Source organism: Colwellia sp. Bg11-28 (assembly GCF_002836245.1).
In the GTDB taxonomy this organism is placed as follows: Bacteria; Pseudomonadota; Gammaproteobacteria; order Enterobacterales; family Alteromonadaceae; genus Colwellia; species Colwellia psychrerythraea_A.
The window spans coordinates 37,964-62,225 of sequence record NZ_PJBA01000002.1; the positions used below are offsets into that span (position 1 = coordinate 37,964).

At 38.1% G+C, this 24,262-nt stretch carries 18 protein-coding genes; 7 read left to right on the plus strand and 11 right to left on the minus strand.

Annotation, left to right across the window (positions count from 1 at the left end):
- Positions 1-84: 84 nt before the first annotated feature.
- The 3 genes from CXF79_RS02110 to CXF79_RS02120 all read left to right on the plus strand — a co-directional run bounded on the left by CXF79_RS02110 (position 85) and on the right by CXF79_RS02120 (position 5,535).
- Positions 85-4,374: an alpha-1,6-glucosidase domain-containing protein gene (locus CXF79_RS02110; protein ID WP_101153718.1), complete on the plus strand. Its 4,290-nt coding sequence runs from the start codon at positions 85-87 to the stop codon at positions 4,372-4,374.
- Positions 4,375-4,647: 273 nt separating this feature from the next.
- A complete protein-coding gene (locus tag CXF79_RS02115; protein ID WP_011042528.1) occupies positions 4,648-5,025 on the plus strand; it encodes an acyl-CoA thioesterase in 378 nt (125 codons plus the stop codon).
- 165 nt (positions 5,026-5,190) lie between these two features.
- Positions 5,191-5,535, plus strand: coding sequence for a YajD family HNH nuclease (locus CXF79_RS02120; RefSeq protein ID WP_011042529.1), 345 nt, complete (start codon positions 5,191-5,193; stop codon positions 5,533-5,535).
- A 3-nt stretch (positions 5,536-5,538) separates the two neighbouring features.
- Here CXF79_RS02120 and CXF79_RS02125 read toward each other — a convergent pair whose 3' ends face one another.
- The 5 genes from CXF79_RS02125 to CXF79_RS02145 all read right to left on the minus strand — a co-directional run bounded on the left by CXF79_RS02125 (position 5,539) and on the right by CXF79_RS02145 (position 10,105).
- A complete protein-coding gene (locus CXF79_RS02125) occupies positions 5,539-5,748 on the minus strand; it encodes a hypothetical protein (protein ID WP_101153720.1) in 210 nt (69 codons plus the stop codon).
- 94 nt (positions 5,749-5,842) lie between these two features.
- Positions 5,843-6,079 carry a hypothetical protein gene (locus CXF79_RS02130; protein ID WP_011042531.1) on the minus strand — a complete coding sequence of 79 codons (237 nt, stop codon included), beginning with the start codon at positions 6,077-6,079 and terminating at the stop codon, positions 5,843-5,845.
- Between the two features lie 76 nt (positions 6,080-6,155).
- Complete coding sequence (locus tag CXF79_RS02135) at positions 6,156-7,424, minus strand: MFS transporter (RefSeq protein ID WP_101153722.1); 1,269 nt, start codon at positions 7,422-7,424, stop codon at positions 6,156-6,158.
- A gap of 120 nt (positions 7,425-7,544) precedes the next feature.
- On the minus strand, positions 7,545-8,363 hold the full coding sequence (locus CXF79_RS02140; protein ID WP_011042533.1) for a ribonuclease H family protein: 819 nt from the start codon (positions 8,361-8,363) through the stop codon (positions 7,545-7,547).
- A 395-nt stretch (positions 8,364-8,758) separates the two neighbouring features.
- A complete protein-coding gene (locus tag CXF79_RS02145; RefSeq protein WP_011042534.1) occupies positions 8,759-10,105 on the minus strand; it encodes a DUF3422 family protein in 1,347 nt (448 codons plus the stop codon).
- Positions 10,106-10,675: 570 nt separating this feature from the next.
- Between CXF79_RS02145 and ylqF the strand changes: the two genes are divergently transcribed.
- Both ylqF and CXF79_RS02155 read left to right on the plus strand, forming a co-directional pair.
- Positions 10,676-11,608 carry a ribosome biogenesis GTPase YlqF gene (gene ylqF / locus CXF79_RS02150; protein ID WP_101153724.1) on the plus strand — a complete coding sequence of 311 codons (933 nt, stop codon included), beginning with the start codon at positions 10,676-10,678 and terminating at the stop codon, positions 11,606-11,608.
- Positions 11,609-11,701: 93 nt separating this feature from the next.
- On the plus strand, positions 11,702-12,136 hold the full coding sequence (locus CXF79_RS02155; RefSeq protein WP_101153726.1) for an HIT domain-containing protein: 435 nt from the start codon (positions 11,702-11,704) through the stop codon (positions 12,134-12,136).
- Positions 12,137-12,314: 178 nt separating this feature from the next.
- On the opposite strand, the gene megL is transcribed toward CXF79_RS02155, so the two are convergent.
- Entirely contained in the window at positions 12,315-13,556 is a 1,242-nt protein-coding gene (gene megL, locus CXF79_RS02160) for a methionine gamma-lyase (protein WP_101153728.1), read from the minus strand.
- Between the two features lie 410 nt (positions 13,557-13,966).
- Between megL and CXF79_RS02165 the strand changes: the two genes are divergently transcribed.
- Together CXF79_RS02165 and CXF79_RS02170 are read left to right on the plus strand one after the other, a co-directional pair.
- On the plus strand, positions 13,967-15,565 hold the full coding sequence (locus CXF79_RS02165) for a sigma 54-interacting transcriptional regulator (RefSeq protein WP_101153730.1): 1,599 nt from the start codon (positions 13,967-13,969) through the stop codon (positions 15,563-15,565).
- Positions 15,566-15,722: 157 nt separating this feature from the next.
- Positions 15,723-17,558, plus strand: coding sequence for a protein kinase domain-containing protein (locus CXF79_RS02170; protein ID WP_011042539.1), 1,836 nt, complete (start codon positions 15,723-15,725; stop codon positions 17,556-17,558).
- A 90-nt stretch (positions 17,559-17,648) separates the two neighbouring features.
- Here the strand turns inward: CXF79_RS02170 and CXF79_RS02175 are convergent, their stop codons facing one another.
- The 5 genes from CXF79_RS02175 to CXF79_RS02195 all read right to left on the minus strand — a co-directional run bounded on the left by CXF79_RS02175 (position 17,649) and on the right by CXF79_RS02195 (position 24,228).
- A complete protein-coding gene (locus CXF79_RS02175; protein WP_011042540.1) occupies positions 17,649-20,102 on the minus strand; it encodes a TonB-dependent receptor plug domain-containing protein in 2,454 nt (817 codons plus the stop codon).
- 770 nt (positions 20,103-20,872) lie between these two features.
- Positions 20,873-21,859, minus strand: coding sequence for a lipoyl synthase (gene lipA, locus CXF79_RS02180; RefSeq protein WP_011042541.1), 987 nt, complete (start codon positions 21,857-21,859; stop codon positions 20,873-20,875).
- Positions 21,852-22,559 (minus strand): lipoyl(octanoyl) transferase LipB, encoded by a 708-nt coding sequence (lipB, locus tag CXF79_RS02185; protein WP_011042542.1) that lies wholly within the window; start codon positions 22,557-22,559, stop codon positions 21,852-21,854. The genes lipA and lipB overlap by 8 nt, the downstream gene beginning before the upstream one ends.
- A gap of 52 nt (positions 22,560-22,611) precedes the next feature.
- A complete protein-coding gene (ybeD, locus tag CXF79_RS02190) occupies positions 22,612-22,875 on the minus strand; it encodes a DUF493 family protein YbeD (RefSeq protein ID WP_011042543.1) in 264 nt (87 codons plus the stop codon).
- Positions 22,876-23,028: 153 nt separating this feature from the next.
- On the minus strand, positions 23,029-24,228 hold the full coding sequence (locus CXF79_RS02195; protein WP_011042544.1) for a serine hydrolase: 1,200 nt from the start codon (positions 24,226-24,228) through the stop codon (positions 23,029-23,031).
- Positions 24,229-24,262: the final 34 nt, after the last annotated feature.

The window sequence follows — 24,262 nt, forward strand, 5'->3', positions numbered from 1 at the left end:
TTAACTATTCAAATAAAAAAAATCTAATAATTTCCGTCTTAATTCCGGTATTAACTCGCCAATTATTCATTTGGAGTAAAAGTTATGTTTAGTCAAAAATCGGTGTTAAGAGTTATTGTCTTAGCATCAGTATCAATGGTACTTGTCGCGTGTGGTGGCTCAGAGTCTACCGAGCCAGGTGAAGTACTACTTAGTTGTGATGTGCCAATGGTTTCTGATGCTGCTGGCACAAGTTGTGTTGCGCCAGAGCCTATTGAATGTCCCGTTCCAACGGTGCCTGATGCATTAAATGAAAGTTGTGTTGTTGGTATAGATCCCAAGGCACCTGAGCCTATTATTTTTGCAGGCGAAAATCAGGCGTTGCTATTTTATAACCGTGCAGACGGTGAATACAGTGACTACAAAATGCATAATTGGAACAGTGCTGAATGTGATGCGTATGCGGCAGATTCTTTGGCGCCTTCTTGGGATAATGGCTTAGCGCATACCGGGGTTGATCCTGTGTACGGTGCGTATTGGTTATTAAATCTTAAAGACGATCATAACGAATGTGGTCACTTTATTATTCACAAAGGCACTGATGACGCAGGAAAAGAGTTTGGTGGTGGTGATTTTAAAATGCCACTGTTTCAGGATGATGAAACATACCAACGTATGAATTTCACCTTTTCAGGTGTCGCTTCTATTTTTGAATATCCTGTTGTAACTTTGGGTAAACAAGCATTAGCAATTAGTGGTTTTTCAGCACATTGGATTGATAGCAATACCTTTACATGGAATGTTAATTTTGATCTGGTTACATCGGTAAAATTACACCATTCAGCGACTGCAGGTATTGGTGCCGATGAAGCTAACGAAGACGTTATCACAGGGACGGTTGTTGAGTTGTCGGAAGTTGATTTAACTGACGAACAAAAAGCTGCGGCGCCTTTAGTTGCAGACTGGCCTGCTTTTTCGGGTAATTGGTCAATTGAAGAAGCAAAAGCGATTGCTAAAAATCAATTGGTTTTAGTTGGTTATAACGCAGAAGGGCTAGCGGTTGCTGCCACTAATGTGCAAGCTGATTTAGTATTAGATGATCTTTATACCAAAGGCGAAATGGATGCTAATGAAGCAACGTTAGGTGTTGTTTATGACAATGGAACCGTTAAAGTTTCTGTGTGGTCTCCAACCGCTCAACAGCTTAAATTGAATGTCTATAACGCGGATAAAGAAATGGTTTCAAGTCATGATATGACTGAAGACTCAATGACTGGTGTTTGGAGTTATACGGGTGATGCAAGTCTTGACCGTCAATTTTATCGTTTCGCGTTAACGCTTTATCATCCAGAAAATAAAGCGATTGAAGAAATAGAGAGCACAGACCCATATTCGTTAAGTTTATCAACCAATGGTGAATATTCTCAGTTTGTAAATTTATCTGATGAAGATCTACAACCTGAAGGCTGGGATGGTCATGCAGTATCTACCATTGAAAACTACGAAGATGCGGTAATTTACGAAGGGCATATACGTGATTTTAGTGCACAAGATGAAAGTACTTCAGTTGAAAATAGAGGTAAATTCTTAGCGTTTACTGAAATTAACTCTGCACCTATGCAGCATTTACAAAAGCTAGTCGCTAACGGTTTAACGCATTTTCATATGTTGCCTGCGAATGATATAGCAACTATTGATGAAGATGCAGACAAGATTATCGATTTGGATAGTACGGTCTTAGCGTTATGTAAAGTCAATTTCAAAGCACCACCTTGTTATCAGAATCTAGATGACCAAACATTGCGTGCTGTATTTGAAAGTTATTCTCCTTATTCAAACGAGGCAGTAAAACTAACAGAAGCGATGCGTGATACGGATAGTTTTAATTGGGGTTATGATCCTAAACATTTTAATGTGCCTGACGGTATTTATGCTTCAAATCCAGACGGAGTAAGCCGAATTAAAGAAATGCGTGCGATGATCAAATCCTTGCATGACATTGGCTTACGTGTGGTATTAGATGTTGTTTATAACCATACTAACTCTGCTGGTTTATGGGATAACTCGGTACTTGATAAATTTGTACCTGGCTACTATCACAGCCGTGATGTTACTACTGGCGCTGTTCAAAATAGTACTTGTTGTAGTGATACAGCCCTTGAACATCGCATGATGGACAAGTTGATGGTCGACTCACTTAAACAGTGGACTGAACAATACCAGTTTGACGGGTTTCGTTTCGATATTATGAGCCAAGGCTCTAAAGAACAGATGTTAGCAGCACGTGATGCTATTCAAGCGATAGACCCTGATAATCATTTTTATGGTGAAGGTTGGTACAAAGATTCTCGAGGTTTTGAACGCGCTGACCAAGAAAATATGGCCGGTACTGAAATTGCCACCTATAACGATCGTATTCGTGACGGTATTAGAAATGCGACTTTGTTTAACAACGAAAGTGATTCAGACTACCCGTTTGAGCAACAAGATATTGTTAAATTTGGCATGGCAGGCACGCAAACTGACTATGTATTGAAAACCTTTAAGGGCACTGACGTAGTCGGTAGCTCTGCAGGTATGTATGCCAAGGACCCTGCTGATATTATTAACTATGTTTCAAAACACGATAATGAAACCTTGTGGGATATCTTACAATTTAAGTTAAGCCCTGAAATGAATAATAGCGAACGTGTTCGTGCGCAAAACATTTCTCAATCAATCGTATTATTGTCACAAGGTATTCCATTCTTACAAATGGGTGGTGATTTCCTTCGCTCTAAGTCGTTAGACCGTAATACTTATGATGCCGGTGATTGGTATAACCTAGTTGATTTTACATTTGAGTTAAATAACTGGAATAAAGGTTTGCCTCTAGATAATGGTGGTCGAGACTACGATGACATAGTTTCTCTAGCGTCAAGTTCATCAAGTACTGTTTCAATGACGGATATATTATTCGCATCAAATGTGTTCAATGAGTTTTTGTCGATTCGTACAAGCAGTCCATTATTTAGATTGACCACTGCGACAGATATTATCAATCGCGTTGGTTTTCATAATATTGGTAAAAATCAAACGCAAGGTTTGATTGTGATGAGTATAGATGACGGATCAACTCTTACTGATATCGACCCAAATTATGATGCATTAGTGGTTGTGGTAAATGGTACTAATAGCGAACAAACACATACTATTGCCTCCGCAAGTAATTTTACCTTACATCCTTTATTAGCTGGTTCTGTTGATGGTACCGTTGCTAGCGCTACCTTTGAGCAGGGTACAGATGAAGGCAGCTTTACGGTTCCTCCGCTAACTACCGCTGTTTTTGTGAAAGTACAAGGTGAAAGCCAAGCAAGCGGTTTATCCGCTTATGTAACAGCAGGCGCACCTGATGTGGTTCCTTATGGCGATACCGTTGCTTACGTTCGTGGAGATATGAATGGTTGGAATCCTGATGATGCATTTACTTATATTGGAGATGGAGTCTACCAAGCTAAAATTACCCTTGCAGCAGGATCTTATGGTTTCAAGGTGGCAGATTTTGATTGGTCATCAAACATTAACTTAGGTGCTCCAGGATCAGGTGGTGAAGTATTAGAAGATCAAACTTTTAATTTATTACCAGGCAGTAATGACAATTTAAGTATTACTGTTGCGATTGATGGAACTTACTTCTTTACCCTTGATGCCTCTAATACCGACGCTCCTACTTTGTTAGTAGAAAATGAAGAGCCGTTTGTTGGAACACCTATATTTATTCGTGGCGACATGAATGGTTGGGGTGAAGATAACGAATTAATTTATATAGGTAATGGTAAATATCAAGCCACTATAACTATTAGTGCTTCAACGCCTAGCTTTAAAATAGCTTCCGCTGATTGGTCTACAGTAAATATGGGCGCACCAGCTGATGATATGGAAATAACTGAAGGTGAAAATCAATTATTGTTATCAGGTAGTGGTGATAACTTCAGTATGAACTTTACTGTCGATGGAGATTACACTTTTGTTTTTGACGCCTCTGATTTAGCTGAAGCAACGTTGAGTATTTATTCAGCTGAAATGTTTGGTGCCACACCGGTATTTATTCGTGGTGACATGAATGGTTGGGGTGAAGTTGATCAGCTTAGTTATGCTGGCGCAAGTAGTTATTCAGTGGAAGTAAACCTAACCGCAGGTGACTATGGCTTTAAAATTGCCTCGGGTGATTGGTCAACATTCAATTTAGGTGCGCCAGAGGATACTAATGTTGTTACCCTGGATTCTCCGTTGACATTATTACAAGACTCACAAGATAATTTGAGTGTCACTATTATAGATGATGGTGTTTATATTGTTACGGTTACAGGGCCTGATCCGACAACACCGACTATCAATATTAGCAAAAAACTGTAATGCCTACTGTCAGTTAATAGCAGTGGAATAGAAGGTTACAGTTAAACTGTCTCGACCTAGAATACGTTAAAAGCTCTCTACTTGTTAGGGAGCTTTTTTATAGGTAAAAAACTATTTGTATCGATTCTTATTGTATATGGAGATCCAAAAATAATAGCTACAGAAAATAAGTATAACCGGGCATCAATTAGAGTTAATGCTCAGTAATTGGTAAGAAACCTTGCTATAATAAGCCTTACTATTTTAGATATACATTTTACTTAAAGGCTTTTTATGCGCTTTCTTTCCCGTCGTCTTGTTATGCCCAACGATTTAAATTACGCAAACTCTCTATTTGGTGGTCGCGCACTCGAATGGATTGATGAAGAGGCTGCTATTTACGCTATCTGTCAATTAGAAACCAACTGCTTAGTAACAAAACATATAGGTGCAATTAGTTTTGAGTCGGCCGCTATGCAAGGTGATGTAGTAGAGTTTGGTTTAGAAACTAAAAAAGTAGGTCGTACCTCTATTACTGTGACGTGTTTAGTACGTAATAAAGTGACTAAAAAAACCATTTGTTTGGCGGATGACATTGTTTTTGTACAAGTTGATGCGAAAACACGTTTACCTATTCCACACGGTAAAACACTGGAATCACTAGATCAGTAAATTAGACTAAAGCTATTTTAAACTGAATCATGCCGTTTGAAGTTGTTCGGGTATAGCGTAAAAAAAATACCCTTAATCAGTAGTATTCCCTTATATCCAGCTATTGCTAAGCTTCGCGCTTAGCAATACACTAGTAATATAATTTATTTACCTTCTTATATTCCTATGTCCTCAGATCGCTTTGGCACAAGTGCCAACTACAAACAACAAGAAAAAGGTTATCGTGACCGAGCATTAAAATTATTCCCTTGGGTATGTGGTCGCTGTGCCCGTGCTTTTGAGTTTTCTAACTTAAGAGAATTAACCGTGCATCATATGGATCATGATCATACCAATAATCCAAATGATGGTAGCAATTGGGAACTATTGTGTATTTACTGTCACGATAATGAGCATGCTAAATATACTGACCATGCTAATTATACAACCGAAGTAAAAGCGGGCGATACCAACCAAGATACTGCCACGTATAATCCCTTTGCGGATTTAAAATCAATGTTGAAGAAATAACTCTTACTTCAATACATCTTCTTGCGTTAGATACTGCTGATAAGTCGCTATGCCAAAAAAGCGAATGGATTTTTTAATTTTTAATTTTTTGGCAATCAGTAATTCACCATAATAAATTTTGACGACCTGCTTTTCTCCATTACTATCGGTTTCATAATCATGTAGAGGATTGACTCTGAGGTTATCAAATTCAGTTTTCATTATGAGTTTCATTGCATCAGCACTCCGTCAATAATAGGTGAAGTTTGTACCTATAAGTTATGCCTATAATTTATAGCTAGTCTTATAGTTTACCTTTTAGATTACTTTAAAGTTTATTAATATCTTTTTGCACTTGGTAGCCTTCGTCGGTGACAATTTTTTCTAATACTTGTACGCGCTCGGTGAGTGCTATAATTTCTTTTTTTAGTTCATCATTTAGTGAGTCAGTACTATTGTTATGGCTAATCGTTTTCGCTTTAAACTCTAAATGTTTGTTATACATTTTATATAAAATACCGAAGACGACACAGACAATAACAACGACCATAGTTGTTCCACTCATAATTACATCCTTCTTTTTTTATTGATTTAAGGTTCTCGACCATAATACTTTAATTCGATTGGTATAAATTATAGTCTTAATTAGTTTTCAGCATATTCAATGTTAACTTTTTCTGATGTTTATGATAAAAACCAACCACAGTAAACAGTACAAGAATAAAGGGGAGACTCGTTATCACAACCCAGTGCCAACCCGCATTAAACAATACCCAACCAGCTAATAGAGAAGCTACTGCTTGAAAACCAAATAAGACAAAGTCATTGGTTGCTTGAACTTTATGACGCTCGCTGGCGTGATAACTCTCGGGTAATAAAGAGGTGCCAGTTAAGAATAAGAAGTTCCAACCAATACCTAATAAAATAAGTGCCCACCAATAATGCATCACTTCATGGCCTGATAAGGCTATCAGAGCAACTACAGCATAAATTGATATGCCAATGAGCATCAGCCCTTTTAGTTTTAGATATTTTACTAACCAAGGGGTGAATAATGACGGGATATACATGGCGGCAATATGGCTTTGTATGACCCATTTAGTTTCTTGTAAGCTGTGTCCTTGCATATGGTGCATGCTAATAGGTGTCGCGGTCATTAAATAACTCATTAATGCATATCCAATGGTCGCGGTACAAACAGCAATTAAAAATATAGGCTGTTTAGCTATAACCTTTAATTCTCTTGGTTCTCCAATGGTCTCATTTGCACTAACGGGAGGATTTTTAAAGGCTAACATCATTATCATGGCGCAAAGGATCAGCGCGGCTAAAAATAGAAAAGAGCCCGCATAACCATAAGGAGAGTTTAGCCAATCTTTTCCCGCTACAGCTACTTCAGGACCTAAAAATGCAGCAAAGACGCCACTTAGCATTAAAATAGATAATATTTTAGGGACATCTTCCTTATTCAAGCTACTCTCAATTGCTGCAAAGCGTAACTGTTGTGTGAAGGCTCCACCGATGCCAATTAACATGCTAGCAAAACAAAAGAGTTCAAACAGCGCTAGTTTTGCTGAAAATAACGCAACAATTACGGCAATTAAAGAACAACTTAATCCGGTGTAAACGGCAAACTTTCGGCCTTTATTTTTAGCTAACATAGCGGCAGGAATTGAGCCCGCAGCGACACCTAAAATCATTAAGGTAATTGGCAGGGTTGCTAGAGAAGGATCGTTGGCCATTTTACTGGATAAAATACCGCCAATAAAAACAATAATAGGCGATGCAGACATCACTAAAGGCTGAGAGATAAATAATATCCAAATGTTTCTCGGTAAGGTAAATACGCGAGAGAGAACAAAGGCTGTTATTAATAATAACGTAATAGTAATTAGGATATTCGTTAGCATATTCTTATCAGTTTAATTAAGATCTGGTTAGCTCAGCTCTATTATTGTTTATTTAGTTTAATTTAGTTTAGTTCAACTCAGCTTAAGTTATGGTCAATTAACGTAGGCATCAACATCAGTCTAACCAGAGTCCATAGCAAGAATAGCTTTTATGTTGATTGTTTCGCTATAGCGGATCATATTAACTTGTTGCTGCTTTCTAGCAAGTACTGCCATTCTATCTGCCAGTTCATTGCCTTCTATATTTGCGTGACCTTTAACATGGCGAATGGTTATTTTGGTATGCATGGTTTTATAAAGCGCATAACATTGTTGTATTAATGCTAAGTTTTTAATCTCCTCACCTTTACCACGGGTCCAGCCTTTTGCTTTCCAACCTTTCGCCCATTTTGTAATTGAATCGATAGAGTATTTAGAGTCGGATAAGATACAAATACTTTGCTCGCTGTTTTTATCGATAAAGTGTTGTGCAATTTGAAAAGCAGAAAGCATGCCGCTTAACTCGGCAGTATTATTGGTGCCATTAGGCAAATACAAACCGTAATACAGCGAGGTAACTTTGCCTAATTCATAAACCGCAAGGCCAGTGCCTGATTTACCTGGATTAGGAGAGCAAGCACCATCACAGTATATTTCAATATCGCTTGGACCATTTGGACTAACAGCGGTAGTTTTAGCGCTAGCACTTTTACTGGTTTTTTTGCTGGTTGCTGTGCGACTCGATGTAGGTGCAGAACTTGCTGTACCTTTCTTACTTAAAGAGCGTTGCATCAATGCTTTTGTGTAAGTTGTTGCGAAAGCTTGCTCGGCAGCACTTTTAGATTCAAAGCCCATATACTGAGCATCAGAGCGACCCGCAGTATGTTGCTGAACTTCTGGCCACGTGGTAAATATACCTGTTTTCGCGCCTTTCCAGATCACATAGAATTTTTTACTCATAACTTAATAGCTAGCTCTTATTTGAAGATATTTAATGATAAAGATACTTAATGATTAGCATTATCAGCAATAAGTTAATGCTTAGCTACTAAAAAATAGGAAGAAAGGGATTATATACCCGTTATCATTCAAGATGCATGTTTCAGAGTACTTGAGCAATTTCAATTCAAGGCGCTGTGATGAAATAATGGTTGTTCCATTATAAGTCAGAGCAACGATGAAGTGATGTTGCTCAAGTGCTTATACCCATGAAACTTCAAGATAGGATTTTCAGGATGCCCGTGCAATTCATGACCGAAGCACATTTTTTTATTAAGGGTGCTCCCTCAAAAAGAGAGGGGACATAGGGGAACTTTTTGCTTTTACCTTGGTTTGAATGTTTACGGCTATAAGAACTATTTTAACCCTTTCATCAAGCGCTTATGTATTAAGCGTGTGCCAACAAATACAATGCCAATGACAATAGGTACAGCAAAACCACTCACTAGTTCATGATTATATTCAACACCTAAGGTTGGTAATGAGGTGAGCATAGTTTCGAATAATTGCATGCCATAATAACTTATTGCAGCAACAGATAAACCTTCAACGGTTTGTTGCAAGCGCATTTGCACGTGAGCACGATGATTCATTGATTTTAATAAGGTTTGGTTTTGCTCCTGTAGTACCATTTCAACACGTGTGCGTAATAAATCACTGGCACGGGTCACTCTTTTAGAGATATCTTCTAAATGATTAGACGCTGTTTGACAGGTTTTAACTGCCGGGGTAATTCGACGCATTAAGAATTCTTGCAAGGTCATATAACCAGGGATTTCTTCTTCTTTTAATTCTTCCATTCGTTGCAATGCCACGTCGTAATAGGCATTTGTAGCAGAAAATCGGTAAGTGCTTTGGCTACGATAATCTTCCACTTTTGCTGCTATTTTAGAGACTTGTGTTAGTAGCTCTCTATCACTTTTTTCAGTACCTAACGCGATGTAAGTTGTCACTTGTTGCAGTTGGATGTCGAGTTGATTCAGCTCACTATTAATTGCTTGTGCTAGCGGTAAACCCAGTGTTGCCATTAAACGGTAGGTATCAAGCTGTAATAATTGCTGTGCTAGGCGCCCAAGCTGTGCAGGTGACAAGTCTTCTTGGTATATCAGAAAACGACCAAAACCATCTTCATGTAATTTAAATGAACTCCAGACTTTCGCCTGTGAATGTACGGGAGCACTGGCGATCAATGACATATTGTCAAAAAATTGTTCAACCTTGTGTGTTTTCGCTTTATCTATATTCTCAGATTCAATAATCAAATGAACTGCCGCGATAACTTGACCGGGCATTTGCTCAAACCAATTGCTGGGAACATAATCAATCGCATTTTTAACAAAAGGTTGGTCAGTTAATGGCGCTTGGTGGATAAAGGTATAGGTGGAATATTCTAAATGGCGCTCCCAGCGAAGACTGAATAAACCAAAGTCTTGATAGAAACATGGCATTGACTTAGCGGGAGAGTTTACTTGAAATCTATTACATAAAAGTGAGATGAAATCATGCTCTTGCTGCTTTAATTCCCCTTGATGCTGAATAGCAATATGCGTGAGCTGAGCGGGCGATGATATTGATTGAAAAGGTCTATTATGCAATTCGTTATAAAGTTTTTCACGTAACGGATGAATCGCTATTTTATGCAACGAAGATAAAGGTAGTACTGTATTTTCAGATAATTCATTAGATATTAATTTATTTAACAAAGTACAACTCTCGACGCTATTTGTGTTTTTGTATTGAGTATATGTTAGCCGTTATACCCGTTTAGTTATATCCCCCTTAGGGAGGATTTTAAAATTACTGCCAACGGACATAGTAAGTCATTTTTCAATAACGGGGGTATTTTGGCGCTGAATAAACGGTATATACTCTCCAGAAAGCTTGAAAGAAGGGGGGATAGTTACCTAAGGAAAAAACGAGGAACATTCCTTTAAAGCGAGTGAATACCTGAGCTGACGGATTAATCTGTAAATTTATTCTTAGTTGAGTATTGATCTAATACCATTTTATGGATTTCATAATCAGCAGCTGATTCTTACATCTACCAAACGTGAAATTAGCAATCAATCCAAGGATATTTTTCACTAGATGAAACCAATATTAACTATATCAGTCACAGCTTTAATCAGCTTTAACGTATCAAAACCGTCAGTACAAAGAGCATTACTTAACCCATTAATGAATTCGTTTAGTATTATTAACGAGTATGGCTAGCCACGTTAGCTAAAAGCTTGTTAAAATTGCGCCATTATAATAGTTACATTAGGATTTTCATGGCGATTAACTGGTTTCCAGGCCACATGCACAAAGCACAAAAAGAAATAAAAGAAATATTACCGCAAATTGATGTGGTGATTGAAGTGTGTGATGCGCGTTTACCCTTTAGTAGTGAAAATCCTATGATCACTGAGATCAGAGGTGATAAACCACTGATAAAGATCCTTAATAAAAGTGATTTAGCTGATCCTGAAAGCACCAAAGTTTGGTTAGATTATTTAGAGTCGCAGCATAATGTAAAAGCGATTGCTCTAACCACAGAGCAGCCGAGTGTAGCAAAGAACCTTGTCAACTTAATACGTAAACTTGTGCCGAATAAAGATGAAGAAGGTAAGCAAATTAACGCGATGATAATGGGGATACCTAACGTTGGTAAATCGACATTACTCAATACCTTAGTAGGCAAAGCAAAAGCAAAAGTGGGTAATGAACCCGCGGTAACTAAGGGTCAGCAACGTATTCGTCTTGAAGAGGGGTTATACCTTTTCGATACCCCAGGTATGTTATGGCCTAAAATAGCGAATGAAAATTCTGGCTATCGTTTAGCGGTATCAGGTGCGGTAAAAGATACAGCATTTGATCATGATGATATTGCTTATTTTGCTGCGGATTACCTACTCAAGAATTATCCTAAACGTATAATGGAGCGTTATAAACTTAGCGAGTTACCTGCACACGAAGAAGACTTAATTGAAGCGATTGGCCGTAAACGCAGTTGTATTAAAAGTGGCGGTCGCGTTGATTTACATAAAGCGTCTGTCATTTTGATAAATGAAATTCGTGATAAAACCTTGGGTACTATTTCCTTTGAATTACCGGATATCATTGATGCTGAGAACGCGCACTTCACTGAACTTGAAGAGAAACGCATTGCCGCTAGAGAAGCTAAAAAGGCAGCCCGTGGTCGTGGTCGTAAAAATAAACGTTAATTAGTTGTATAGTCAGTTTTTAACGGCAAGCTATTTAACGGTAAATTATCATAGTCAATTTACATAATATGTATTCATAACAAGGTATTTATAATGAGTGAAGTAACAACATTTAATTTACACCCTCAATTAGCAACAGATGGTATTGAGTTGGCTGATTTTCCTTTGTGTAAATTACTACTATGTAATGATAGTGCTTACCCTTGGTTTATTTTAGTACCTAAAGTTGCCGATATTAGTGAAGTGTTCCAACTTGAGTGGGACCAACAGCAACAATTGCTTAATGAGTCGAGCTTATTGAGTGAGTTATTAATGCAAGTCTTTGCTGGTGACAAAATGAATGTTGCTGCGTTAGGTAATGTTGTTGAGCAACTGCATGTTCATCATGTTGTACGTTTTAAAGATGATGCACAATGGCCGAAGCCAATTTGGGGCCAACAACCATTAACACCTTATTCTGATGAAGAAATAGCGACGCTCAAAGAAAAGTTATTACCGCAATTAGCGATTATTTTCTCTGATAAATAATTGGTCAGTAATTGGTAAATAGATAATGGTCAGTTAGTATGCAATGACTCAAAGCTAGTTTGTTATTCCATATATCACCGATGATTGTAATAAAAAGCCTCAACAAGCTAATTGCTTATTGAGGCTTTTTTATAATTAACTTATAACATTCATCTTGAATGAATATCGCTACAACTCGTTATGCTGCATTATTTGCTTGATTAATATTGGTGACTTTATCGCTGCTTGGCAGTTTCACTTTTTCCAAAGCTTGGGTTAAATCACTGATAATATCATCGACATTCTCTAAACCGACAGAGATCCTAATTAAGCTATCACTGATGCCCGCATCTGCTCTTTCTTCGGGGGTATAAGGCGAGTGTGTCATTGACGCAGGGTGTTGAATTAATGACTCTGCATCACCTAAGCTGACAGCAATTGAAAAAAGCTCCATTGCATCAATAAAGGTTTTTCCACCCGTCAAGTCGGTATTTAATTCAAAAGCAATTACACCACCTGCGGCTTTCATTTGATTACCCACAAACTTGTTCCCAGAGTGACTTTTAAGACCAGGATAGTAAACTTCATCAACCATAGGGTGTTGTTCTAAAAACTCTGCGACTGTTTGTGCATTACTACAATGTCTATCCATTCGAATCGGCAAAGTTTTAAGGCCGCGCATAATCAACCAAGCATCATGAGGACTTATGGTGGCACCGATATCTTTAAGGGTCGTCATTTTTATTTCGTTGATCATTTCAAAATTAGCACAGACGATGCCGGCGACAACATCACCATGACCATTAAGGTATTTAGTTGCACTATGCACCACAATATCAGCACCAAATTTTGCAGGCTGTTGTAATACAGGGGTAAGGAAAGTATTGTCTACTATCGATAATAAGTTGTGCGCTTTGGCAATGGCGCAAATCTTTTCCAAATCTAATACCACTAAGTTTGGATTGATGGGGGTTTCTAAAAAGACTAACTTAGTATTTTCCTTGATGGCTGCTTTGATATTGTCAGGCTCAGTCATATCGACAAACGTCACCTCGATATTAAATTTCTTCAGCATGTGATTCATTAGCGCAAATGAGCAACCATAAACCGCTTTAGATGAAATCATATGATCGCCAGCTTGCAAGTTAGTCAGTAACGCTGCTGAGACAGCAGCCATACCTGTTGCGGTTGCAGCTGCATCATCCATGCATTCCATAGCCGCAACGCGTTGTTCTAATTGGCGAGTTGTTGGGTTACCTAAGCGCGTGTAAATGTAACCTTCGCTTTCACCGGCGAAACGATCGCCACCTTGCTGAGCATTATCAAAGATAAAAGTAGATGTTTGATATAAAGGCGTAGCAAGCGAGCCAAACTGTGTATCATTAATTCTGCCGGCGTGAATAGCGTTAGTTTCAATGTTTTTGCTCTTAAACTGGGTCATAGTTTCTCTTCTATAAGTTGTAATTATTATTATGCTTTATTTGATGGAGGAAACATGGATTTCAGTGATATAGACAGAATGATTTGTTGCAGCTATATCACTAAGCAGCCATGTAGAACTCATGTTTCTTCTTAATCTATTGATTTCTTCATTCTTTCATTTATTCTTTATTTACTAGCCTGCAACTATGTTGCCAACTAAATAAAACGTTTATTTAACAAGTAGATACAGGCTTTTTAAAATAAACTTAAGAATGCTTGTACTAAAATAATTACAAAATGATAGTGTGTTTTCCTATTGCATCCACGAAGCACTAGTTATTCACTGTTTTAATGGGATAAATACAGCTTGTACTAATTTTATTACTATGTAATATTTGTAGTACACTATATCTGTAGATGTGTCATCTTATGCGTGTTGTTATTGAATCAAGCGATAGAATAGGTATTTCCCAAGAAATATTAGCTATATTTGCCAAGCAAGCTTGGAATTTAAAAACCGTAGAAATTACCAGCTGTTTTACCTATGTGCATGTTGAATATGCTGCGTTAACGCTTTCGTCAATTAGAGAATGCTTAGCCTCAGTTATTGGCGTTAACAGTGTAGAGGTGATTAATTTATTACCGAGTGAACAACGAGAGAGTCATTTACAAGCCTTATTAGATAAAATGCCTGAGCCTATTATCGATGTTGATAGTAATGGACTGATTTTGGCTATGAACAAGGCAAGTCATAAGCTTAAGCCGTCAAAGGATGCAACTGAACCTGAGTTGGTTACAACGGATTACTTGGGCAAGCCAATCGAAGCGTTTCTTGGGCAAATTAATAAAGCTATGCTCACCAATACCGCCACCAGCCAAGCCGTGACAATTGAAGGGAAGGCCTACATTCTTGATATAAGTCCCGTAGTATCGAGTAACAGCTCAACCTTAGAACAAGACAATACTGGGCAAGTAAGTGGCTCAGTGCTACTTTTTCGCTCAATGAACACTCTAGGGCGTCAAATCTCATTAATGCAAAGTCATCAAGATCACAGTTTTGATAGTATTATTGGCCAATCAAAAAGCATCAGTTTAATTAAGGCGCAAAGTAAGCGCTTTGCGGAATTAGATTTACCGGTATTAATCAGTGGTGAAACCGGTACAGGTAAAGAGTTAATCGCTCGAGCATTACATCAAGCGAGCTCAAGATCTAAAGCGCCTTTTTTAGCGATAAACTGCTCAGCATTACCTGAACATTTATTAGAAAGTGAGTTATTTGGTTATGCTAGTGGCGCATTTACGGGGGCCCAAAAAGGCGGTAAACCTGGATTAATTGAACTAGCTGAAGGTGGTTGTTTATTTTTAGATGAAATTGCAGAAATGTCACCGTATTTACAAGCAAAATTGTTACGATTTTTACAAGATCTCACTTATCGTCGTGTTGGTGGTACTAAAGAACTGGTTGCTAATATACGTATTGTCAGTGCCAGTCACCAAGACTTAGCCAAACTCATTAGTCAGAAAACCTTTCGAGAAGATCTTTATTATCGCTTAAATGTGCTGAGTATCGATTTACCACCACTAAGAGAGCGTATGGCAGACATGAGTCTCTTGGCTAACTTGTTTATTGAAAATGCGGCTAAACAAGTCAGTAACAGTCAACAAACAGATATTGCAAAGCCAAAACTTACTGCACAAGCACTTAGTTTATTACAGGGATTCGCTTGGCCAGGAAATATTAGGCAACTACAAAATGTTTTATTCAGTGTTGTTGCTTTGAATAATGGCGGTGATATTTGTTCTGATGACTTGTTACAAGTCCTCAATAAGCATGCTGGTAAACAACAGCTTAGTAATGATATAGATATTCAAACAATTAAAGATTGGTCTAGTGCTCAAGCTGATTTTGAAGCTAAATTACTTGAACATCTCCATCCGTTATTTCCGACAACACGAAAATTGGCTGAGCGTTTAAATGTCTCACACAATAAAATAGCGATGAAACTAAGAGAACATGGCATAAAATAATGTTTGAGTGTAGATTTAAATTTACTAAATCAGTAAAAGAAAAAGCTGAAATTTCATTCTAATCTTGTAGTTTAAAACAATAATCGGTAGCGTATTCAGCAAGCGTTATTTTCTTTTACTGAATATTTTTCTTACCCCATAACAATAGAAACAACTTGTGACTAATAAAAAATTACAGCATTTCTACATTGCCCAAGAGCAATCCATTTACTTACTCAGTCATAAAGATGCGACTAAGTTAAAACAATGGGTTGATCTTTGTCAGCAGCAATTAAAGCAACTCGGCTTTGAGGATGTTGCACTGTTAGGTAAAGGAGCCTATGGCTTTGTTTTCTCAGGTATCAAGCGCAAAGGTAGTTCAGCAGATCAATTGCCCGTTGTCTTTAAGTTTTCTCGCATTAATTTACCTCAACATGTGCAAGATAGGTTGGCAGAAGAGGCCGAGATTCAAGGGCAACTTAGCCACCCACAAATTCCAGAAGTAATTGATTATCAGAAAATAAAGCGACAATCAATTCTGCAAATGACGCGAGCCCCTGGCATAGATTTAGAGCAATTGTCGTTGCAAGTAGGGCCATTAGCACCAGAGTTGGTGGTCAGTATCGCATTGCAATTAGCCGATATATTACTGTACTTACGCCAAGCTAATAATCACCGACAGTTAAAACCTATTGTGCATGGCGATATAAAGCCTTCAAACTTGGTTTACGATAAAAGCACAGGCAAGGTACAACTTATTGATTGGGGCTCATCCGTTAGTGCACAACTTGATTGTGACAAGCAAAGCACTAGTACTAATGTGATGGACCTAATGAGCAGTGACTTACAACATAGCAATGCACGTTTAGGAGATGTTTATTTTATTGGGCCTGAACAGCTCAATGGTGGTCTATCTAGTCCTCGTTTTGATGAACAGGGCTTAGCAGCGACGTTATATGCACTCGCTTCAGGTCAGTCATGCCGATATGGCGTAAAAGTGATACCACCGAATGCCTTGGGTTTACCAAAATTACTGGCTCAAGTCTTAACGGGGATGTTAAGCGATGATGAGAAACTTAGAGCGCAAGCAGGTGATTACTTTTTTAATAATCTCACTTACCTTAAACAAGTTGTATTGGCAGATAAACCAACCAAGATTAACGCCATTGCACAAATTCCAGTTTGGGTAAAACCTCAAGGTGAGCAAATTGATACCGTAGTATATGGTTCACGAAAATCATTTTTACGCGAGCAAACAGGGCATGATAGTTTATCGAACATTGATGATGCTCAGTTGGACAAATACTATAAAAACTATCTTATGGGTATGGGGGATAATGAAAAAGCGTTCATTGCTGCATTAAGTCGGCTTGGTAATTTTCCTGTGGTAGGCGGCATTGCGATTCGTTGGGCGAAAGAGGGGGTTTACATTGATTCTAACTTAACGTTATTTGATGAAGCACTCAAAACCGCGTTTACTAGTGCAGTGAACAATATTATTTATTTGGCTCAGGGCATATTCCGTGTCGGTATGTTCAAAAGTTGTTTATTTAACGCCCGAAACACGCTTCACGTAGAACGTATTAAAGAAAATCAGCCCTTTGTTGCCGATGAAACTCAAGTGATACAGTTTGAAGTGAGTGATGTACCTGATGTTGATGATATAACCCGCTTACATTCTTATTTTGAGGATGGTAAAGATCCTGATGAATACTTACACCTGCCAGATGAGTTAATGTCTGTTTTGGCCGAGCTCAATTTAATTCATCATACTGGTTGTATTATTTTTGAAGTGCTACCCAAGCATTTAAAGATTCATAGCTATTTAATGTTGTTGAATCATGAGAAAGAAGCCGAGTTTACAGACTGTTTAGCGAAGGTACTGACATTGTTACCGACTATTGACGGTGTTGGCATTTCAGGTTTTATGAAACTTCCCTACAAAGATACCCGTTTTTTTGAACACATCAGCAGTATGCCAGACAAGTTTTATCCAAAAAACCCTAAACTTTAGCATTAGTTGGTTAAGTGAAATAGAGGGGATAAAAAAGCCAGCGAGGCAAGTTATGCAAAGCTGGCTTATTGTTTGATTTACTAATTAACGTTAGAAGTTATATGAAGCTCTTACGTAATATTCACGTCCTGCAAGAGAGAACGGGAAACTAGTCCAACCATATTTGAAGCCAAGGTCAGTAAATGGAGAACCATTTGTGCCCCATTCATCAGGATATTCATCAGTTAAGTTAAGAACACCACCGCTAATATTAATATTATCGGTAACTTCCCATTGAGCCGTTACGTCAAATAAACTTTTAGCACCCCAAGTATTTTCAGGCGTACCGTAAGAAGCTGAAGTTACTTCACCGTAATAAGTCATGCGACCTGTTACCGACCAGGTGTCCATATCAAACATGGCTGATAAAGAGGCTCTGTCTTGAGGTTGTGCTTTTTCTACTAATAGTCTTTGTGCGTTATCAAAAACAACTTCATTTGGTACGATAGAAGAAGAAGTATTAATAGCACTTACTTCAGTGTTGTTATGGTGATAAGAAAGCTCATAAACAACATCCATACTGCTCAGTTCTTGCGTATATTGGTTTACCCAATCAAGACCAAAGGTTTCACTATCTATTGCGTTGGTAAATATTGAGGCATTTTTTACGCCATCTAACGAGTCACCAGGACCAGAGTGACGATCGAAGAAAGCATCAATCTCATCGTTAATTCCGCGAGAAATATTACCTGAATAAACAATACGATCATCGATGTCTATTTGATAAACATCTAGAGTCGATGAATAGTTACCATTAGTGTAAATAACACCAACCGAGAAGTTAGTAGAATTTTCTTCTTTAAGGTCAGTAAAACCTAATTCTTCAGCCAATTCTTCATTTGGACGTAAAGTTACTAAATCGGCAAGTTCACCATTATCTAACGAAATTGAACGTTGAGTGAAGTTAGCTTGTTGCATACCTGGTGCACGGTAACCTGTCGATGCTGAAGCTCGAATAGCAAGATTCTCTGTTAAGCTTAAATGGGTCGATAACTTACCAATAACCGTGCTACCAAAGTCATCATAGTCTTCATAACGAACGGCTGCAGCAACTAACCAGTCTTCAGTAACTGCTGTTTCAGTATCAAAATATAACGCAAAACTATTTCTGTCGGTATCTATTGCCATTGCAGGGCTATAACCTTGGAAACCTTGCATACCAGGTGTAGTGATATCACCACCCATACAACCAGTCATTAATGGGTCGCCCGTTGGGTTTACTGATTCAGCACAAAGGGTATCACCACGTGCATAGGTGACCATATCACCAGCTTCTTGAGCAAAACCATCTATACGAAACTCAGCACCAAAAGCTAAAGAGGTTTCATCAAAAAATCCTAAGTCTACAGCGGTTACTGCATCAAGATTAAAAGTGGTTTGACTATAAATTAGCGCGCCATCATAAGCTGATGTTGGGCTATCTGGACCATAACTTGCGTTTAGAGATTCTAAGTTACTAAATTCAAATCTATTTTCACCCGTTACTACACTGGCATCTATATCCCAGTCTGCAACTTGTGTTTTAAAACCAACAGCGACTGAATAATCTTCTGATTTTGAGCCAAGCTTAGGTGTTACACCTTCAGGGTATAATGAACTCCATACGCGGTTATCATCGGCAGGACGATAAAAGCCTAAAGATTCACCTTCTTTAGTGGTGAAACCACCAAAAGCGTATAATTCACTGCTTTCGCCTAATTCATAAGAAAAGTTTGCCCAGAGGCTAGTCATCTCTGTTGCTGCTTCACCAACAAGTAATAATTGGCGAGGTTCGTCAATTGCGTCAAACCATGTGGTTGGCGTTGCTCGGTTCATCTCTCCATTATCAGCATATTCAAACGTTAAGTTTAATGTGCCTTTATCACCAACGCCAAAGCCATAGTTGCCACCAAATTCAGTTGATTCACCATCGCCTTCACTTGTTTGGCCATATTGTGCCCAAACACTACCGCCTAAATCGTCTTTTAGTACGATGTTAATAACACCAGCAATAGCATCAGAGCCATACTGTGCTGCAGCACCATCACGTAAAATTTCAATGTGTGAAATAGCTGTCATAGGGATAGAGCTTAAATCTGTACCTGCACTACCGCGACCAACATTCTCTTGTACTGCAACTACTGCTTGTTGATGACGACGCTTGCCGTTGATTAATACTAATACTTGATCTGGCCCTAAGCTACGTAATGTAGCGGGACGCATTAAATCTTGTCCATCAGACGTGGTGGTATTATTCATATTAAATGAAGGTGCCAACTTTCGTAACATATCAGGCGTACTGGTTGCGCCTGAATTTTTAATTGCTTCTGATGAAATAATATCTATTGGAGAAGGGCTGTCGGCAACAGTACGGTTAGATATACGTGTACCAACACTGACTATACGTTCAATGTCAGCATGTTCTGCGCCAGCAGAAGTGTCCTTTTCCGCTGCAAAAGTTACTGTGCTACCTAAAGATAGGCAGACAGACAGTGCTAGCGTACTGTAGTTAAAACGTTTTTTCATGTTATAGACCCTTAAGTATTTTTATTAGGCTTGCTTTATAAGTGATAAATATTCATTTTTTGTTACTCATTAATCTTTTATGAGTTGTTCTATTTGAATTTATTATCGCAAGTAATGTGTAACATAAATGAAAACTTTCATCGGCGCAATACTCATAGTAGTGAATTATTATTAAGTCATACTGAATGGTTATTTAGTCAGCGATACGTTAGTGCATAGAGTGTGAAATTTTCATTACAGCATCTGGTCTGATCTGATCGGTATTTTGTGTGTGAGTGACGTTAAATGTTAAATTTAGAAATGAATGCATAGTGAATAACTAAACAAAGTGGGCTGGATATACTTGTTTGTGCAAATTAAGTTGAAGCTTGATAGCTTTCATCTGTCCGTATGAGGATGGCTGTGTGGATATAGACCTATGAAAGCAATGGTGGGTGTTGTGATTATTGTGTAACGATATTATTCAAATTAAGGAGGGAAACACTTACAGGTTATTATTTACTCAAACCAATAAGCACAACTAACGCTAAGTGTTAATCTTGCTGATAGGAGGTAATCAAACTGTTGTATGTTAATGTTTACAATTGTGTGGGGAGTAAAGTTTACAAAGGTAAGTTATTTGTATTTATATTGTTTTACATCAATGAATTTTTCAGGTAAAATGCTTACGATTTTTAGTTGTGAACTAAAAAAGCCAGTAGTGCTACTGGCTTTTCAATTATATAGATCAGATTTTTGTACTTTTCTAGCTAGGTTATAAAAGTTAAAGCTTACTTAACTTCTTCACCAGCAGCTTGTTTATCAGCATGGTAGCTCGAACGAACAAGTGGACCACAAGCAGCGTGTTCATAGCCCATTTTCTTTGCTTCACGTTCAAACATAGCAAAGTCATCAGGGTGAACGTAGCGCTCAACGGCAAGGTGATCTTTACTTGGTTGAAGGTACTGACCAACGGTAAGCATAGTTACACCATGATCGCGTAAGTCTTGCATTACTTCTAAAATTTCTTCGTTAGTTTCACCTAAACCAACCATCAAACCAGATTTAGTGGTTACGTCTGGGTTTGCTTCACCAAAACGTTTAAGTAAGTCTAATGACCATTGGTAGTTAGCGCCTGGACGAACTTTAGTATAAAGTCGTGGTGCTGTTTCCATATTATGGTTGAAAACGTGTGGAGGGTTTTGATTCAGTATTTCAAGCGCACGGTCCATACGACCACGGAAGTCAGGTACTAATATTTCGACTTTAGTATTTGGCGCTTGTTCACCAATTTCTTTCACACAATCTGCAAATTGCTGTGCGCCACCATCACGTAAATCATCTCTATCAACTGAAGTAATAACGACGTACTTTAAGCCCATATCTTTAAGGCTATTGGCTAACTTTTTTGGTTCATCACTTTTTGGAGCCAGTGGACGACCATGGCCAACATCACAGAAAGGGCAACGACGCGTACAAATATCACCTAAAATCATAAAGGTGGCAGTACCATGGTTAAAACACTCAGATAAATTAGGGCATGATGCTTCTTCACAAACAGAATGAAGGTCATTTTTTCGTAAATTAGCTTTGATGTTATCAATACGTTCACTAGATTTTGGTAACTTGATACGTAACCAACTTGGTTTACGTAACATGGTCGCTTTTGTTGAACTAACAACTTTAATAGGGATGTGAGCTAATTTATCTGCATCGCGAAATTTTTCGCCAGCAGCACGGTTGGCTGTTTTTGATTCTGATGTTAAGTCGTTACTCATGATACTTATTATTCTCGTTTGGTAAGCCTACTTGATGGCTAACATTATTAGCTTTAAGCAAGTTTATTAAATGTTTCACTAACGCAGTACTTGCACTAGCGGTATCTTTCGGGCCTTGTAAATCGGCAGTTTGTACCATTTCTAGACCAGCATAACCACAAGGGTTAATACGAAGAAATGGTGATAAATCCATATTCACATTCATAGCTAAACCATGAAAAGAGCATCCTTTGCGAACTCGTAATCCTAATGAGGCAATTTTTTTCTCATCAACATAAACACCTGGCGCGTCAGCTTTAGCGTAAGCGGCGATATCATAATCGGTTAAAGCGGACACTATACTGTTTTCGATCAAAGTTACTAATTGTCTTACACCAATTTTTTTACGGCGTAAGTTAATCATAACGTAAACCACTAGTTGACCTGGTCCGTGATAAGTTACTTGACCACCTCGATCAACTTTTACCACTTCAATATCACCTGGTACTAATAAGTGTTCAGCTTTACCTGCTTGCCCTTGGGTAAAAACGGCAGGATGCTCTACTAACCATAGTTCATCGGCAGTAGTGTCATCACGATTATCGGTAAAATCTTTCATGGCGTGCCAAACTTGGCTGTAATCCATGGTATTTAGCTGACGGATGACCAATGAATCAGCAAGGCTGTTAACACTTTTTTCGATTGTTGAATTTGAGTGCATTCAGCAAACCTCGTCAATCTAGATTTTCAAAAATTAATGGTATTAAACGGGGTTATAAAACGTATCGAACCTGATCAATAGCGGTTAATGTTTTATAAATAGTTTCAATATGCTCTTTGCTGGTAACTGTTACGGCAATAGAAACAGAATGATAGGTGCCTTTTGAACTTGGTTTTATTTTAGGTACGTAATCACCAGGTGTATGCTTTTGTAGTTCAGCTATGATCAAATCAGGCAACTCGTCACAGGCAACCCCCATGATTTTAAAGTTCAATACTGTAGGAAATTCTAATAATTCGTCAAACTTGGTATTCATTTTATTTACTTCTTTTAGCGCTAGGTTGAAACGTAATAGCGGCATTTTATCATTAAAAATTCAGGGCTGATATTATTTTGTTTATAACTCTTTATTACAAAATATAAAAAAGCCTCAATAAAGAGGCTTTTTTTGATGTGTTTTTAGCTTTTTTTAGTTAGCAAACTGCAACTTAACATAATCTACTAAACGGCTAAATAAGCTACCTTCGTTAACTTCTTCTAATGTTACTAATGGGTACTGAGCTATATCTTCATCATCTAGCTGTAGAAATAATGTTCCGACAACAGTTCCTTTAGCTAGTGGTGCCGTCAGCTGCTGGTTTAACTCAAAGTTAGCTTTTAAGTTTTTACGTTGGCCACGAGGAATGGTAATTGGCGTATCAGAGATAATGCCTAAATCTACATTCTCTTTGTCACCCATCCAAACTCGATTAGCAATAAATTTTTCACCTGCTTTATAAGGTGTAATAGTTTCAAAAAATCGGAAGCCATAGTTCAACAATTTTTTACTTTCTACTTTTCGAGCTCGCTCACTTGCAGTGCCCATTACTACGGTAACCAAACGCATGTCACCTTTTGTTGCTGAGGTAACTAAGCTATAACCCGCATTAGAAGTGTGACCAGTTTTCATGCCATCAACATTTAAGCTTTTATCCCATAACAAGCCATTACGGTTATACTGCTTAATGTTGTTATATGTGAACGATTTCTGTTTATAAATTGCATATTCTTCAGGTACTTCGCGAATAAGCGCGATAGCCAGTGTTGCCATATCTCTTGGTGTAGTCATATGTGAAGTACTGTCTAAACCATGGCTATTTTCAAAAAAGCTGCTAGACATACCTAATTGCTCAGCATGTGCATTCATTAAATCAGCGAAAGCACTTTCACTACCGGCTATATGCTCAGCCATTGCAACACAAGCATCATTACCAGAGGCAACAATAATCCCTTGATTTAATAGGCTAACAGGTACTTCAGTACCTACTTCAATGAACATTTTGGAAGAGTCAGGGAATTTTTTAGCCCAAGCCTTTTCACTGATCATTACTTTATCAGTATTTTTAATATTGCCATTTTCAAGCTCTTTACCAATAATATAACTGGTCATTATTTTGGTTAAACTTGCAGGAGCTAACTGGGTGTCAGCATTTTCTTCAGCAATGATTTTACCCGTGGTGTAGTCAATTAAGATAAAACCCTTGGCATTGATTTGTGGCGCATCGGGGATAATAGTAATAGCGTGTGCGGCCGGTATAAGTACAATTGCTGTGCTAAATAGAGCGCCAGTAAAAAAGGCAAATACTTTATTGGTAGAATATTTGCCAGAGAATTTTATTTTTTTAGTCATAGTGTTAGTCGTATGTGGGGAAATTAAGGAAAAT

Coding starts and splice junctions, on each gene's coding strand:
- CXF79_RS02110 (WP_101153718.1), top strand. CDS start 85: ATGTTTAGTCAAAAATCGGTGTTAAGAGTTATTGTCTTAGCATCAGTA.
- ybeD (WP_011042543.1), bottom strand. CDS start 22,875: ATGAATACCAAGTTTGACGAATTATTAGAATTTCCTACAGTATTGAAC.
- megL (WP_101153728.1), bottom strand. CDS start 13,556: ATGACCCAGTTTAAGAGCAAAAACATTGAAACTAACGCTATTCACGCC.
- CXF79_RS02195 (WP_011042544.1), bottom strand. CDS start 24,228: ATGACTAAAAAAATAAAATTCTCTGGCAAATATTCTACCAATAAAGTA.
- CXF79_RS02175 (WP_011042540.1), bottom strand. CDS start 20,102: ATGAAAAAACGTTTTAACTACAGTACGCTAGCACTGTCTGTCTGCCTA.
- CXF79_RS02120 (WP_011042529.1), top strand. CDS start 5,191: ATGTCCTCAGATCGCTTTGGCACAAGTGCCAACTACAAACAACAAGAA.
- CXF79_RS02155 (WP_101153726.1), top strand. CDS start 11,702: ATGAGTGAAGTAACAACATTTAATTTACACCCTCAATTAGCAACAGAT.
- CXF79_RS02140 (WP_011042533.1), bottom strand. CDS start 8,363: ATGAGTAAAAAATTCTATGTGATCTGGAAAGGCGCGAAAACAGGTATA.
- CXF79_RS02135 (WP_101153722.1), bottom strand. CDS start 7,424: ATGCTAACGAATATCCTAATTACTATTACGTTATTATTAATAACAGCC.
- CXF79_RS02115 (WP_011042528.1), top strand. CDS start 4,648: ATGCGCTTTCTTTCCCGTCGTCTTGTTATGCCCAACGATTTAAATTAC.
- lipB (WP_011042542.1), bottom strand. CDS start 22,559: ATGCACTCAAATTCAACAATCGAAAAAAGTGTTAACAGCCTTGCTGAT.
- lipA (WP_011042541.1), bottom strand. CDS start 21,859: ATGAGTAACGACTTAACATCAGAATCAAAAACAGCCAACCGTGCTGCT.
- ylqF (WP_101153724.1), top strand. CDS start 10,676: ATGGCGATTAACTGGTTTCCAGGCCACATGCACAAAGCACAAAAAGAA.
- CXF79_RS02165 (WP_101153730.1), top strand. CDS start 13,967: ATGCGTGTTGTTATTGAATCAAGCGATAGAATAGGTATTTCCCAAGAA.
- CXF79_RS02130 (WP_011042531.1), bottom strand. CDS start 6,079: ATGAGTGGAACAACTATGGTCGTTGTTATTGTCTGTGTCGTCTTCGGT.
- CXF79_RS02125 (WP_101153720.1), bottom strand. CDS start 5,748: ATGAAACTCATAATGAAAACTGAATTTGATAACCTCAGAGTCAATCCT.